Source organism: Amycolatopsis acididurans (assembly GCF_012328925.1).
Lineage (GTDB): Bacteria > Actinomycetota > Actinomycetes > Mycobacteriales > Pseudonocardiaceae > Amycolatopsis_E > Amycolatopsis_E acididurans.
Window position 1 is genome coordinate 1 of sequence record NZ_JAAXLS010000021.1, and the last position, 13,255, is coordinate 13,255.

Here is a 13,255-nt window from a genome sequence, read left to right on the forward strand (position 1 = left end):
AGAGACAGACCCTCGTCCGGGCGCCCGGACGAGGGTCCCCCGCCCTCGTGCACCGGAAGTCGGGACTGGCTTTGAAACAGGTGGTTTGGGTAGCGTGACAACCAGAGGCTGTGACCTGATCGGGTGTCTCGTGGCGTGGGAAATTAAGGCATAAGGGTGGTGCGGCTTCGGCTTGTTGGCGACGGCCGGTAACCTGCCGAGGCTGGAGTTTTCGTGCGAACGGGGGCTGACCGTGCCCCCGAGCACTGGTAGACGGAGGTGTCTGGATGCGGCTCGCGGTGATCCCAGGAGATGGGATCGGACCCGAAGTGATCACCGAGGCGCTCAAGGTACTCGGCGAGGTCGCGCCGTCCGTGGAGTCGACGCACTACGACCTGGGCGCGGCGCGGTGGCACGCGACGGGTGAGCTGCTTCCCGAATCGGTACTGGGCGAGCTCCGGCAGCACGACGCGATCCTGCTCGGCGCCGTCGGCGACCCGACCGTGCCCAGCGGCATCCTGGAGCGCGGCCTGCTGCTGCGCCTGCGGTTCGAGCTCGACCACCACGTCAACCTGCGCCCCGCGCGGCTGTACCCGGGCGTCCGCGGTCCGCTCGCCGACACCAGCGCCGAGATCGACATGGTCGTCGTGCGCGAGGGCACCGAGGGCCCGTACGCCGGCAACGGCGGCCTGCTGCGCAAGGACACCGAGCACGAGATCGCGACCGAGGTCAGCGTCAACACCGCCTTCGGCATCCGGCGCGTCGTCGCCGACGCGTTCAACCGTGCCGAGGAGCGCCCCCGCAAGCACCTGACGCTGGTGCACAAGACCAACGTGCTGCTGCACGCCGGCTCGCTGTGGTCGCGCATCGTCGAGGAGGTCTCGCTCGAGCACCCCGACGTCACGGTCAACTACTCGCATGTGGACGCCGCGACGATCCACATGGTGACCGACCCGAGCCGGTTCGACGTGATCGTCACCGACAACCTCTTCGGCGACATCATCACCGACCTCGCCGCCGCCGTGACCGGTGGCATCGGGCTGGCCGCCAGCGGCAACCTCGACATCACCCGCCGCAACCCGAGCATGTTCGAGCCGGTGCACGGCAGTGCCCCCGACATCGCGGGCCAGGGTCTTGCCGACCCGACCGCCGCGGTGCTGTCGGTGTCGCTGCTGCTGGACCACCTCGGCCAGCGCGAGGCGGCCCGCCGCATCGAGGCCTCGGTCGCGTTCGACCTGGCCACCCGCGACCAGGCCAACCCCGGTTCGACGCAGGCGATCGGCGACCGGCTGGCCGCGCTCGTCTCGTCGAACACGCGCCCCGTCGCGTGAGTCGTCCCTCACCCCGCCGGTCGCCTGCTTGGTGACCGGCGGGGTGTGTGGCATAGTGGGTTCGTGGCTTCTTTCGCCGTGATCATTATTGGCGGGCGCGCCGGTTAGTGTTCCGATTGGACACCGGCGCGCAGACCTCTCGCATTCCGCGGGAGGTTTTTTCTTTGCCCAGCCACTGACTGCCCCCACCACGAGGAGACGACCGTGACCCGCACGGAGCCCGCTGGAACCCCGCTCGGTGACGATTTCCACCTTTACGACACGACGCTGCGCGACGGCGCGCAGCGCGAGGGGATTTCGTACTCCGTCGCCGACAAGCTCGCGGTCGCGCGGCTGCTCGACGAACTGGGTGTGGGCTTCATCGAGGGCGGCTGGCCGGGTGCGATGCCGAAGGACACGGAATTCTTCGCGCGGGCCGCGAAGGGCGAGCTGGCGCTCAAGCACGCCGTGCTGGTCGCGTTCGGCTCCACCCGCAAGGCGGGCAACTCGGCCGAGAAGGACGAGCAGGTGCGCGCCCTGCTGGACGCGCAGGCGCCGGTGGTGACGCTGGTCGCGAAGTCCGACCGCCGCCACATCGAGCGCGCGCTGCGCGTGGACGTCGCCGAGGCGTGCGACATGGTGTCCGACACCGTTTCCTTCCTGGTACGCGAGGGGCGCCGGGTGTTCCTCGACGCGGAGCACTTCTTCGACGGCTACGCCTACGACGCCGACACCGCGCTGCGTGTGCTCGAAGCGGGCGCGAACGCCGGTGCCGACGTGGTGGTGCTGTGCGACACCAACGGCGGGCAGCTGCCGCTCGGGCTGGCCGAAACCGTGCGCGAGGTCAAGGCGCGCACCGGGTTCCGGCTCGGCATCCACTGTCAGGACGACACCGCCTGCGCCGTGGCGAACAGTGTCGCCGCCGTGCAGGCCGGTGCCACGCACGTGCAGTGCACCGCGAATGGTTACGGCGAACGGGCGGGCAATGCCGACCTGTTCGGCGTCACCGGGAACCTCGTGGCCAAGCTCGGAATGGAGGTCCTCCCGACCGGAGGGGCCGCCGAGCTGACCCGCGTCTCCCATGCCCTTGCCGAGATCGCGAACATCGCCCCCGACACCCACCAGGCCTACGTCGGGGCTTCGGCCTTCGCCCACAAGGCGGGGCTGCACGCGAGCGCGATCAAGGTGGATCCGTTGCTGTACAACCACATCGATCCAGCCTTGGTCGGCAATGACATGCGGGTCCTGGTCACCGAGATGGCCGGCAGGGCCAGCCTGGAGCTCAAGGGACGTGAGCTCGGGGTCGACCTTGCCGGCCAGCCCGAAGCACTCACCAGCGCGGTGAAGAAGGTCAAGCGGCTGGAAGCGGAGGGCTGGTCGTTCGAGGCCGCCGACGCGTCGCTGGAACTGTTGCTGCGCAAGGAAACCGGCGAGGAAGACGAGGCGCCGTTCACCCTGGAGTCCTACCGCGTCGTGCTCGATCACCGCAGCGACGGCGAGGTGATCTCCGAGGCGACGGTCAAGGTGCACGTCAAGGGGGAGCGGGTGATCGCCACCGCGGAGGGCAACGGCCCGGTGCACGCACTGGATGCCGCCCTGCGCAAGGCGCTCAGCCCGTATCTGTCCTGGTTGGACAGTGTGGAATTGGCGGACTACAAGGTGCGCATCCTCGCCGGACGGTCCGGCACGGACGCGACCACCCGCGTGCTGGTGGAGTCCAGCGACGGGGAGAACGAGTGGACCACCGTCGGCGTGCACCCCAACATCGTCGAGGCGAGCTGGCTCGCCCTCTGCGACGCCCTGATCCACAAGAACCTCCGCGGCTGAGCCCGCCGTGAGGGACCTCCTCAATGGCGCAGATGACCATGAGGGGGTCCCTCACGGCGGTGTGAGTAGACTCGGGCGCCGTGCGGTTAGCTCGGATTGCTCATGCAGGTGGTGTCGCGTTCGCCGCGGTCGAGGGGGACGAGGTCCTCGAGATCGCCGAACACCCCTTCGGCCAGCCGAACTTCACCGGGAAACGGTGGCCGCTGGCCGACGTGCGGTTGCTCGCGCCGATCCTGCCCACCAAGGTCATCGCCGTCGGCAGGAACTACGCGGCGCACGCCGCCGAGTTCGGCAACGAGGTGCCGTCCTCGCCGATGATCTTCCTCAAGCCGTCTACGAGCGTGATCGGCCCGAACGCGCCCGTGAAGCTGCCCGCCGCGTCCGAGCGGGTGGACTTCGAGGGCGAACTGGCCGTGGTCATCGGCCAGCCGATCCGGAACGTGCCCGCCGCGCGGGCCTCCGGCGTCATCCTCGGCTACACGATCGCCAACGACGTCAGCGCCCGCGATCTGCAGAAGGCCGACGGGCAGTGGGGCCGGGCGAAGGGCTTCGACACGTTCTGCCCGCTGGGCCCGTGGATCGACACCTCGGTCGACCCGTCGGATCTCGCGCTGCGCACCGAACTGGACGGCGAGGTCAAACAGGATTCGCGCACCTCGCTGCTGATCCACAAGATTCCCGAGCTGGTCGAGTTCATCTCCGGCGTGATGACGTTGCTGCCCGGCGACGTCATCCTCACCGGCACTCCGGCCGGTGTCGGCCCGATGACCGACGGCCAGACCGTTTCGGTGACCATCGAGGGCATCGGCACGCTCACGAACCCGGCGCAGAACGCCTAGCGAACTCCGGCGCGTGCTCGGGTAGCAGGCCGACGCCGATCAGGTAGGCCGGGACGAAGGGCAGCCCGGGGATCAGGTCGAGCAGCCGGGCGGCCTGCTTGGGCGGGCCGCTGCGGCGCCCGGCGAGCACCGGCCGCACCACGCCCCGGTGCATCGCGCGCTGGATGCCCTGCACCAGCAGAGTCGGCAGCAGGCGCCGGCGGTGCACGCGCGCCAGCTCCCGCTTCGTGACATGCCCGCGCCGCAGCGGCCCGGCCAGTAGCCGCGCGGTCGCGACGGCGTCCTGCACGGCCAGGTTGATCCCGACGCCGCCCATCGGCGACATCGCGTGTGCCGCGTCGCCGATGCACAGCACGCCGCCGGTGTGCCACCGCCGCAGCAGGTTCATCCGCACGTCGAGGTGCTTGACGTCGTCCATCGATTCGAGCTTGCCCACCCGGTCGGCGAACTCCGGCAGCACCTCGGCGACGCGGTCGCGGAACGCCTCGATACCCTCTGCCCGCAGCTGCGCGTCCAGGCCCTTCCTGGCGATGTAGGCGATCTGGAAGTAGCCCTCGCGCGGGATCACGATCGCGAAGTGCCCGTTGCGCATACCGGGCATGAGCACCGGCCGTTCCTCGCCCTCGCGGGGAATCCGGAACCACCAGGTGTCCATCGGCACCGGGAACTCGCGGGGCTGCAGGCCGGCCAGCTGCCGGACGACCGACCAGCGGCCGTCGCAGCCCACGGTCAGGTCCGCCTCGATGGCGCCGAGTTCGCCCTGCGCGGTCCGGTAGCGCACGCCGCGCACCCGGCCGCCGTCCTGGAGCAGCCCGATCACCTCCGTGTTCATCCGCAGGTGGAAGCGGGGTTCGTCGCGGCCGGCGTCGGCGAGCAGGTTGAGCAGGTCCCACTGCGGCACCATCGCGACGTAGGGGTGGGCCGTCTTGAGGGTGCGGAAGTCGGCGACCCGCAGCCGGGTGCCGTCCTCGCCCTGGATCGAGACCTCGTTCAGCCTGCTCTGCGGCAGTGCGGCGAACTTCTCGCCGAGGCCCATCTCGTCCAGCAGGGTCAGCGTCGAGGGATGCACGGTGTCGCCGCGGAAGTCGCGCAGGAAGTCGCCGTGTTTCTCCAGCACCGTCACGTCCACCCCGGCGCGGGCCAGCAGCAGCCCGAGCACCATTCCCGCAGGTCCACCGCCGGTCACCAGGCACGTTGTGCGCTCACTCATCGCTCTTCCCCCTTTTCAGCGTTCGTTGAATAAATCGAGGATGGCGTCGATGGCCGCCGAGGTCAAGCGGGATACGCTGAACGAGCTATGAGTGAGACCACGGTGCGCGCACGTTTCTGTCCCTCGCCGACCGGCACCCCGCACGTCGGGCTGATCCGCACGGCGCTGTTCAACTGGGCCTTCGCCCGGCACAACAAGGGCACACTGGTGTTCCGGATCGAGGACACCGACGCCGCCCGTGACTCCGAGGAGTCCTACGAGCAACTGCTCGACGCGCTGCGCTGGCTGGGCATCGACTGGGACGAGGGCCCGGACGCCGGCGGGGACTACGGCCCGTACCGGCAGAGCCTGCGGCGCGACATCTACGCCGACATCGCCGACCGCCTGCTCAAGGCCGGCGAGCTGTATGAGGCGTACTCGACCGGCGAGGAGGTCGAGGCCCGGCGCAAGGCCGCGGGCCAGGACCCGCAGCTGGGCTACGACAACTTCGACCGCGACCTCACCGGGGAACAGCGCGCCGCCTTCCGCGCCGAGGGTCGCAAACCCGTGCTGCGGCTGCGGATGCCCGCCACCGACCTCGGCTGGAACGACCTCGTGCGCGGTCCGATCAACTTCCCCGCCGGCAGCATCCCGGACCCGGTTCTGGTGCGTGCCAACGGAGATCCGCTCTACACCCTCACCAACCCGGTCGACGACGCACTGATGCGGATCACACACGTGCTGCGCGGGGAGGACCTGCTGCCCTCGACACCGCGCCAGCTGGCGCTGTACGAGGCGTTGCGCCGGATCGGTGTCACCGACTTCACGCCGGAGTTCGGCCACCTGCCCTACGTGATGGGCGAGGGCAACAAGAAACTGTCCAAACGCGACCCGCAGTCGAACCTTTTCAACTACCGCGACCGCGGGTTCATCCCGGAGGGGCTGCTCAACTACCTCGCGCTGCTCGGCTGGTCGATCGCCGACGACCGGGACATCTTCGGGGTCGACGAGCTGGTCGCCGCGTTCGAGCTGTCCAAGGTGAGCGCCAATCCCGCGCGATTCGACCTGAAGAAGGCCGAGGCGATCAACGGAACCCATGTGCGGGCGCTGCCCGCCGAGGAGTTCGTCCGGCGCGTGCTGCCTTACCTGACCTCGGCGGGCCTGCTGCCGCGGCACCCGGACGAGGAGCAGCTGGCGAAGCTGCGGGCGATCGCGCCGCTCGTGCAGGAGCGCGTCACCGTGCTCGGCGATGCCGCGCCGTTGCTGCGCTTCCTGTTCGTGGCCGAGGAAACGTTCGCGCCGGAGGAGGACGCGGCGGCCAAGGCGCTCGGTCCGGATAGCGAACCGGTGCTGCGCGCGGCGATCGAGGCACTGGAGGCACTGCCGTCGTGGGAGGCTTCCGCGATCGAGCAGGCGCTCAAGGACGCGCTCGTCGAAGGGCTCGGTTTGAAGCCCCGCAAGGCTTTCGCACCGATTCGCGTCGCTGTGACCGGGCGCACGGTATCTCCGCCGCTGTACGAGTCGATGGAGCTGCTCGGTCGAACGAACTCACTCGCTCGGCTGAGCCGAGCCGTGCCGGGCAACCGAGAGTAGAGGGTCACGATCCAGAATCGACGCGCGTAATCACCTTGTCGGTCGAATCGCGGACGCGCTGCGTCGCCTAGCCTCGCTTGGTGGATTTCGCGCGCACCTTAACGACTGCCCCCGACACAGCGCTTGGTGCCCCGGCGGACCCGTGGCGGCCGCCGAGCCTTCGTTTGGTGTGCCTCGACATCGATGACACCTTGATCGATTTCACGGCGGCGGGCAGGCGCGCGCTCGCGGCCATGCTCGGCCGCTCCGACATGTGGCCGCTCTGGGAGCGAATCACCGACCACCACGTCGCGCTCGTGGTCGCGGGCGAGATCGACTACGCCTCGATGCATGTCAGACGCACGCAGTGTTTCCTGGGGGAGCTCGGTGTGGTCGTGGACATGGCGGACGCGGGCGGGTTCGAGACGCGGCGCAAGGAGCTGCTGAGACGCTCGTGGCGGCTGTTCGACGATGTGCTGCCGTGCCTGGACTGGCTGCGCGCGGCCGATGTACTGCTCGCCGCCGTGACCAACGCGTCCGGTGCGCATCAGCGGGCCAAACTGGCCGATCTGGGGCTGGCCCGGTTCTTCGACTACGTGGCCATCGCCGGCGAGATGGGTGTGGCCAAGCCCGATCCTGTGATGTTCCACTCGGTCTGCGCCACGCTGGGGTGCGAGCCGTCCGAGGCCGCGCACGTGGGGGACAAGCTGCGGACCGACGCCCTCGGCGCGCACGAGGCCGGCCTGGAGGGTGTCTGGCTCGACCGGCACGACACCGGCGCCGAGGTCCCCGACGGCGTGCACGTCATCGGTGGGCTCGACGAGTTGCCACAGCTGCTGGTCAGCGAGTTCGCGCGGATCGGGGTCCCCGCCCAGCGCTGATCATGGGGCCGGGTTCGGGCCCTGTTCACGGGTGGTCTAACATTTCTTCCTGGCGGAGCTGCTCCGGATCGCGAACGGAGCGGACACCCGTTGGGGTATGGTGTAATTGGCAGCACGACAGATTCTGGCTCTGTTAGTCTAGGTTCGAGTCCTGGTACCCCAGCTGCGGAGAGAAAATTCCACTCTGGTAAGTTTCTTCTCGCAACAAGGCAAGCCCCCGTCGTCTAGCGGCCTAGGACGCCGGCCTCTCACGCCGGTAGCGTGGGTTCGAATCCCATCGGGGGTACGCGCCAAGGGAGCCACCTTCTTCGGAAGGTGGCTCCCTTCTTTTGTGCCGGGCTGCCTACGCCGGATTGCCGCTGTCCAAAAGCGAGTGTCGCGCAGGCCGACGGGCTTTCTCGGTGGGTGGCTGGGGTGTGCCGGGCAGTGCGCGGAGCCTGCCGGCGCGCACGCCGTTGCCGATGACGAAAACCTCGGCGAGTTCGTGGATGAGCACCACGCCGGCCAGTCCGAGGAGCCCGGCCGCGGCGAGCGGGACGAGGATCAGCACGATCGCCGCGGACAGGGCCATGTTCTGCAGCATGATCGCGCGTGCCCGGCGTGCGTGGTGCAGGGCCTGTGGCAGGTGACGCAGATCCGTGCCCATCAGCGCGACGTCCGCCGTTTCGAGCGCGACGTCGGTGCCCATGGCGCCCATCGCGATGCCGACGTCCGCGGTGGCCAGCGCGGGTGCGTCGTTGACGCCGTCGCCGACCATGGCGACCTGGCCCCGATGCCGCCCGCGCAGCCGCTCCACCAGGGCGGCCTTGTCGGCGGGACGCAGTTCGGCGTGCACGGCGGTGATCCCGGCCTGTGCGGCCAGCGCGGCCGCCGTCCGTGCGTTGTCGCCGGTGAGCATCGCGACGCGGAAACCGTTGTCGTGCAGGGCTTTGACGGTTTCGAACGCTTCGGGCCGCAGTTCGTCGCGGATGCCGATCGCGCCGAGCACGGTGCCGTCGTGTTCGATCACCGCGACCGTGGCGCCCGCTTCCTGCAGCCGCGCCACCTCGCCCGCCAGCGCGTTCCCCGGGGCGATCCAGCCCGGCTTGCCGAGCCTGGCCCGGCGGCCCTCGACGATGCCTTCCAGGCCGGCACCCGGCACAGTGGACACATCCCGGGCGGGCACGGGTTCGGGGGCGGCGCCGAGGATCGCGGCGGCGAGCGGGTGCTCGCTGCGGGCTTCGAGCGCGGCGGCGACCGCGAGTACCCGTTCGGCGGGGATGCCGTCGGCGGGCACGATGTCGGTGACCGCGGGCGCGTTGCGGGTCAGGGTGCCGGTCTTGTCGAGCGCGACGGTGCGCACCGCACCGAGGGTTTCCAGCGCGGCACCGCCCTTGACCAGCACGCCGAGCCTGCTCGCGGCGCCCACGGCGGCGATCACGGTCACCGGCACGGAGATCGCCAGCGCGCACGGGGAGGCCGCGACGAGCACCACGAGCGCCCGTTCGATCCAGGTCGCGGGGTCGCCGAACAGGGCGCCGAACCCGCCGATGAGCACCGCCAGCACCATGACGGCGGGCACCAGCGGCCGGGCGATCCGGTCGGCGACGCGTTGCCGTGTGCCCTTGCGCCGCTGGGCGTCCTCGACGATGCGCACGACCTTGGCCAGCGAGTTGCCTGCCACGGTCGCGGTGGCCTCGACGGTGAGCGCGCCGTTGCCGTTGATCGAGCCCGCGAACACCGCCTCGCCCGGGCCGGTCTCCACCGGCATCGACTCGCCGGTGATGGCCGAGGTGTCCACACTGGACCGTCCTGCGGTGACGACGCCGTCGCTGGCGATGCGCTCACCGGCCCGCACCAGCATCCGGTCGCCGATCCGCAGCTCCTGCGGGCTGATCGTCACCTCACGGCCGGCCCGCAGCACACACACCTGCTCGGGCACCAATGCCAGCAGGGCGCGCAGCCCGCGGCGGGTGCGGGAGAGGGAGAAGTCTTCGAGGGCCTCACTGATCGAGAACAGGAACGCCAGTGCCGCCGCCTCGCCGAACTGCCCGAGCGCCAGCGCGCCGACGAGCGCGATGGTCATGAGGGTGCCCACCCCGATGCGGCCTCGCCGCAGCGCACGCAGCGTGCCCGGCACGAACGTCCAGCCGCCGGCCCCGGCGGCCGCGACGTGCAGCACGGTTCCGGTGAGCCCCGTCCCCAGCCACTCGGCGGCGAAGCCCGCCGCGAGCAGGATCCCGGCGACCGCGGCGAACTGGATTTCCCGCACCTGCCACAGCCGCTGCGGTGCCTCGTCCTCGTCGTGGCCGTGTTCGTCGTGGCCGCAGCACGCATCACTCATACCGGGTCTCCTTCCACGACCGTTTCGACCGCGGCTTGGAGAACCGCGTGCGCGGCCGGGTTGAGGCGATACATCACGAGCTTGCCGTCGCGACGCGAATCGACCAGCCCGGCCGCCCGCAACTGCCGCAGATGATGCGACACCAGCCCCTGCGAGGAGCCGACGATCCACGCCAGATCGCACACGCACAGCTCGTTCCCGACGTGCAGGGCGTGCGCGATGCGCAACCGCGTCGGGTCCGCGAGCGCGCGCAGCCGCTCGGCGCGCCGCGCGAGTTCCTGCGGCGGGGGCAGGGCGCCACGCAGGGCCTCGGCGTGGTCGAAGTCGATACACAGCAGATCGCACCGGTCGTCACTCACGGCGTCAATCTAACCTCCGTTGATATGTTCGGGCAAACATAAGACGCGACCTTTGGTCCTCACCACAAGGGTCTTCCGCATCTCGGGCGGGGTGCGGGCGCGGCGCAGGCTGTGCGCGAGGTGATGCCGCCATGAGCGCAACAGTCGAACAACAGCCCCCCACCAAACCGAGATCCCACCGCTGGCGCTGGATCGCCGTGATCGCCGCGGTGGTGATCCTGGTCGGGGCCCTCGTGACCGCCGTGCTACTGCGGCCGAGCAAGAACAACCAGGGCGCACCGAGCCCGGCGCCGACGACGAGCGCGGCGCCACCGTCCTCGGCGGCACCCGCGTCACCGGCGCCCACCTCCGCGGCGCCTACGTCGCAGGCGCAACCCGTGCCGGGCTTCGCCTTCCAGCCGCTGTGGCCGTTCGCCGGGACGACGGACGCCGCCGCCTGGCAGGACAGCTACCGCTCGGGCGGCCACCAGCCATGGCATCTGGACGCCGGGCTGACCGCGCAGTCGTTCACCCAGGGCTATCTCGGCTACCAGGAGCTGGACCAGATCACGGCGACGACCGTGCAGGCGACCCAGGCGTGGATCGGCGTCGGCTACCGGACGCCGAACGGGCAGCAGGCGACCGCGGCGGTGGTGCACCTGGCGAAGCTGGGCTCCGGCACCGACGCGCCGTGGGAGGTCGTGGGCACGGAAGACACGACGCTCACGCTGACTTCGCCTGCGTACGGCGCGAAAATCACCTCACCTGCCACCGTCGGCGGCCGCATCACCGGCGTCGACGAGAACATCCAGGTGCAGGCCCGCGAACTGCAACGTGGTCTCGTCGGGCAGAGCGCCGGAGTCCCCGCGGGCGGGCAGAACACGCCGTGGTCGGTGCCGGTGCGGTTCAGCGCCCCGGCGGGCAGCGTGCTGACGATCGCCGCCGCCACCGGCGGGCACGTCGCCGGCGTCGAGCGGTTCGCCATCACCGGGGTGACCGTGGGCGGCTGACCACGCCGATGCCGGGTGGCGGGTGCCGCCGAACGACGTTTCCATCAAGCTGGATTGATGTATTCTCGTTCGGTGGCACCCGCCGACGCGTCCACGCCGCCGCCGTTCGTGCGGCTGGCGAGTGACCCGCTGCGCTGGCGGCTGCTCCGCGAGCTGGCGGGCAGCGACCGGCGCGTCCGGGAGCTGGTCGAGGCGGTCGGGCAGCCGCAGAATCTCGTCTCCTACCACCTGGGGCGGCTGCGCGGTGCGGGATTGGTGACGGCGCGGCGCAGCAGTTTCGACGGGCGGGACACCTACTACCACCTCGATCTCGACCGGTGCGCGCACGCGCTGGCCGGTGCGGGGGCGGCGCTGCATCCCGGCCTCCGGCTCGAACCGGCCCCGCCGCCGCGGCCCGCGCGGTCGCGGGTGTTGTTCCTGTGCACCGGAAACAGCGGCCGCTCGCCGATGGCCGAGGCGCTGTTGCGGCACCGGACGGACGATCGGGTCATGGTCGTGAGCGCGGGGACCCGGCCGAAACCGCTCAGCGCCCACGCGGTGCGCGCGATGGCCGACTACGGCATCACCCTGAGCCACGAGCCCACACACGTGGACACCGTCCGGCGGCGGAGATTCCACGTCGTGATCAGCCTGTGCGACCGCGTGCGCGAGGCCTGTCCGGAGTTTCCCTCGCGCCCCAGCCTGATCCACTGGAGCATTCCTGATCCGGCGCACGAGGACGGCGGTGCCCTGCCGGCCTACCGGCGCGCCGCCGTCGAACTCGACAAGCGGATTCGCTACCTGCTGCCGAGCCTCGCCGAGGCTCCCGAGGAAACGAGGTGATTCCCCGATGACCGTTGACTTCGCGGACCTGGTCAGCGTGCGGTACCTGGTGGACGACGTCGGCGCCGCGGTCGACTTCTACACCCGCCACCTCGGGTTCGCCGTGCGCCTGGACGCGTCCCCGGCCTTCGCCGACGTGACGCGAGGGCATCTGCGGTTGCTGCTGTCCGGTCCGTCCAGTTCCGCGGGGCGCCCGATGCCCGATGGCGCCAAACCGGGGCCGGGCGGGTGGAACCGCATCCACCTGATCGTCGAGGACATCGCCGCCGAGGTGGAGCGCCTGCGCGCGGGCGGGGTGCGGTTCCGCAGCGACATCGTCACCGGCCCCGGCGGTCAGCAGATCGTGTTCGACGACCCGTCCGGGAATCCTGTCGAGTTGTTCCAGCCTGCCGCCGGGTGACTCATCGCCGGATTCGTTCTTCGCACAGTGCGCTTGCCGCGCGGCCCGCGACCGCGACCCGGCCGACCGTCGCGCGCACCACGTCCGCCTCACCGAGGCAGGCGAAAAGCCGACCGATGACAAACGCCGGGCCGCCGGGTCGAAACCGGTGAGGTTCGCCGAGCGAGCGGGAGGACGAAATGGCCACGGCGGTGCTCGATATGTCGATGTCCCTCGACGGCTACATCGCGGGCCCCAACGACGAGGTCGGCAATCCCGGCGGCGACGGCTTTGTGCGCCTGCACGAGTGGATGTGGAACCCGGACGGCACGGGGTTCCGCACGGACGAGCCCGCGCTGCGCCTGATGAAGCAGGTCAGCGCCGCCGGGGCGATCGTCAGCGGGCGACGCACCGCGGAGCAGGCGGATCACTGGGGCGGCGACCACCACGGCATGGGCGTCCCCATTTTCGTGCCCAGCCACCGGCCGCCCGGTCCGTCCGTCGCGGACTATCCGCTGGTGACCTATGTGGACGGGATCGCGAGCGCGATCGCCCGGGCGAAGGCCGCCGCGCGGGACCGCCGCGTGCACGTGATCAGCGGGTACACGGCGCGGAGCGCGATCGAGGCCGGTGTGCTCGACGAGCTGTGGATCCACCACATTCCCGTGCTCTTCGGCAGCGGCAGGCGGCTGTTCGACGTGCTGCCCGCACGCGTGGAGCTGGAGATCGTCGAGGTCGTCGACGCGCCGGAGGCCACCCACATCCACTACCGGATCCGCTGAACCG

Annotated in this window: 12 protein-coding genes and 2 tRNA genes; 11 read left to right on the forward strand and 3 right to left on the reverse strand. The window is 70.4% G+C overall.

Features of this window, described 5'->3' with window-relative positions:
- The first annotated feature begins 266 nt into the window (after window positions 1-266).
- From HFP15_RS25245 to HFP15_RS25255, 3 genes are all read left to right on the forward strand, one after another.
- Complete coding sequence (locus HFP15_RS25245; RefSeq protein WP_168519236.1) at window positions 267-1,310, forward strand: 3-isopropylmalate dehydrogenase; 1,044 nt, start codon at window positions 267-269, stop codon at window positions 1,308-1,310.
- Window positions 1,311-1,514: 204 nt separating this feature from the next.
- Complete coding sequence (cimA, locus tag HFP15_RS25250) at window positions 1,515-3,116, forward strand: citramalate synthase (RefSeq protein ID WP_168519237.1); 1,602 nt, start codon at window positions 1,515-1,517, stop codon at window positions 3,114-3,116.
- 80 nt (window positions 3,117-3,196) lie between these two features.
- Window positions 3,197-3,955, forward strand: a complete 759-nt coding sequence (locus HFP15_RS25255; RefSeq protein WP_168519238.1) for a fumarylacetoacetate hydrolase family protein — start codon at window positions 3,197-3,199, stop codon at window positions 3,953-3,955.
- On the opposite strand, the gene HFP15_RS25260 is transcribed toward HFP15_RS25255, so the two are convergent.
- A complete protein-coding gene (locus HFP15_RS25260) occupies window positions 3,930-5,165 on the reverse strand; it encodes an FAD-dependent oxidoreductase (RefSeq protein ID WP_168519239.1) in 1,236 nt (411 codons plus the stop codon). The two genes, HFP15_RS25255 and HFP15_RS25260, sit on opposite strands and share 26 nt — an antisense overlap.
- Window positions 5,166-5,252: 87 nt before the next feature.
- Here HFP15_RS25260 and gltX point away from each other — a divergent pair, with 87 nt between their 5' ends.
- From gltX to HFP15_RS25280, 4 genes are all read left to right on the forward strand, one after another.
- Complete coding sequence (gene gltX, locus HFP15_RS25265) at window positions 5,253-6,737, forward strand: glutamate--tRNA ligase (RefSeq protein ID WP_168519240.1); 1,485 nt, start codon at window positions 5,253-5,255, stop codon at window positions 6,735-6,737.
- Between the two features lie 167 nt (window positions 6,738-6,904).
- A complete protein-coding gene (locus HFP15_RS25270) occupies window positions 6,905-7,597 on the forward strand; it encodes an HAD family hydrolase (RefSeq protein ID WP_168519241.1) in 693 nt (230 codons plus the stop codon).
- Window positions 7,598-7,688: 91 nt separating this feature from the next.
- A tRNA-Gln gene (locus HFP15_RS25275) sits at window positions 7,689-7,760 on the forward strand.
- A gap of 50 nt (window positions 7,761-7,810) precedes the next feature.
- A tRNA-Glu gene (locus tag HFP15_RS25280) sits at window positions 7,811-7,883 on the forward strand.
- 57 nt (window positions 7,884-7,940) lie between these two features.
- On the opposite strand, the gene HFP15_RS25285 is transcribed toward HFP15_RS25280, so the two are convergent.
- Entirely contained in the window at window positions 7,941-9,920 is a 1,980-nt protein-coding gene (locus tag HFP15_RS25285) for a heavy metal translocating P-type ATPase (protein ID WP_168519242.1), read from the reverse strand.
- Window positions 9,917-10,279, reverse strand: coding sequence for an ArsR/SmtB family transcription factor (locus HFP15_RS25290; protein ID WP_168519243.1), 363 nt, complete (start codon window positions 10,277-10,279; stop codon window positions 9,917-9,919). Before HFP15_RS25290 ends, HFP15_RS25285 begins: the two co-directional genes overlap by 4 nt.
- 131 nt (window positions 10,280-10,410) lie before the next feature.
- Between HFP15_RS25290 and HFP15_RS25295 the strand changes: the two genes are divergently transcribed.
- The 4 genes from HFP15_RS25295 (at window position 10,411) to HFP15_RS25310 (ending at window position 13,251) form a co-directional block, all read left to right on the forward strand.
- Window positions 10,411-11,268 carry a hypothetical protein gene (locus tag HFP15_RS25295; protein WP_210717828.1) on the forward strand — a complete coding sequence of 286 codons (858 nt, stop codon included), beginning with the start codon at window positions 10,411-10,413 and terminating at the stop codon, window positions 11,266-11,268.
- 57 nt (window positions 11,269-11,325) lie between these two features.
- Window positions 11,326-12,090, forward strand: coding sequence for an arsenate reductase/protein-tyrosine-phosphatase family protein (locus HFP15_RS25300; RefSeq protein ID WP_168519244.1), 765 nt, complete (start codon window positions 11,326-11,328; stop codon window positions 12,088-12,090).
- A gap of 7 nt (window positions 12,091-12,097) precedes the next feature.
- Window positions 12,098-12,490, forward strand: a complete 393-nt coding sequence (locus tag HFP15_RS25305) for a VOC family protein (protein WP_168519245.1) — start codon at window positions 12,098-12,100, stop codon at window positions 12,488-12,490.
- A 179-nt stretch (window positions 12,491-12,669) separates the two neighbouring features.
- Window positions 12,670-13,251, forward strand: a complete 582-nt coding sequence (locus HFP15_RS25310) for a dihydrofolate reductase family protein (RefSeq protein ID WP_168519246.1) — start codon at window positions 12,670-12,672, stop codon at window positions 13,249-13,251.
- Window positions 13,252-13,255 lie beyond the last annotated feature (4 nt).

Bases quoted from the DNA above. Each gene is read 5' to 3' on its own strand.
- HFP15_RS25245 (WP_168519236.1), top strand. From the start codon at position 267: ATGCGGCTCGCGGTGATCCCAGGAGATGGGATCGGACCCGAAGTGATC.
- HFP15_RS25260 (WP_168519239.1), bottom strand. From the start codon at position 5,165: ATGAGTGAGCGCACAACGTGCCTGGTGACCGGCGGTGGACCTGCGGGA.
- gltX (WP_168519240.1), top strand. From the start codon at position 5,253: ATGAGTGAGACCACGGTGCGCGCACGTTTCTGTCCCTCGCCGACCGGC.
- HFP15_RS25285 (WP_168519242.1), bottom strand. From the start codon at position 9,920: ATGAGTGATGCGTGCTGCGGCCACGACGAACACGGCCACGACGAGGAC.
- HFP15_RS25295 (WP_210717828.1), top strand. From the start codon at position 10,411: ATGAGCGCAACAGTCGAACAACAGCCCCCCACCAAACCGAGATCCCAC.
- HFP15_RS25300 (WP_168519244.1), top strand. From the start codon at position 11,326: ATGTATTCTCGTTCGGTGGCACCCGCCGACGCGTCCACGCCGCCGCCG.
- HFP15_RS25305 (WP_168519245.1), top strand. From the start codon at position 12,098: ATGACCGTTGACTTCGCGGACCTGGTCAGCGTGCGGTACCTGGTGGAC.
- HFP15_RS25310 (WP_168519246.1), top strand. From the start codon at position 12,670: ATGGCCACGGCGGTGCTCGATATGTCGATGTCCCTCGACGGCTACATC.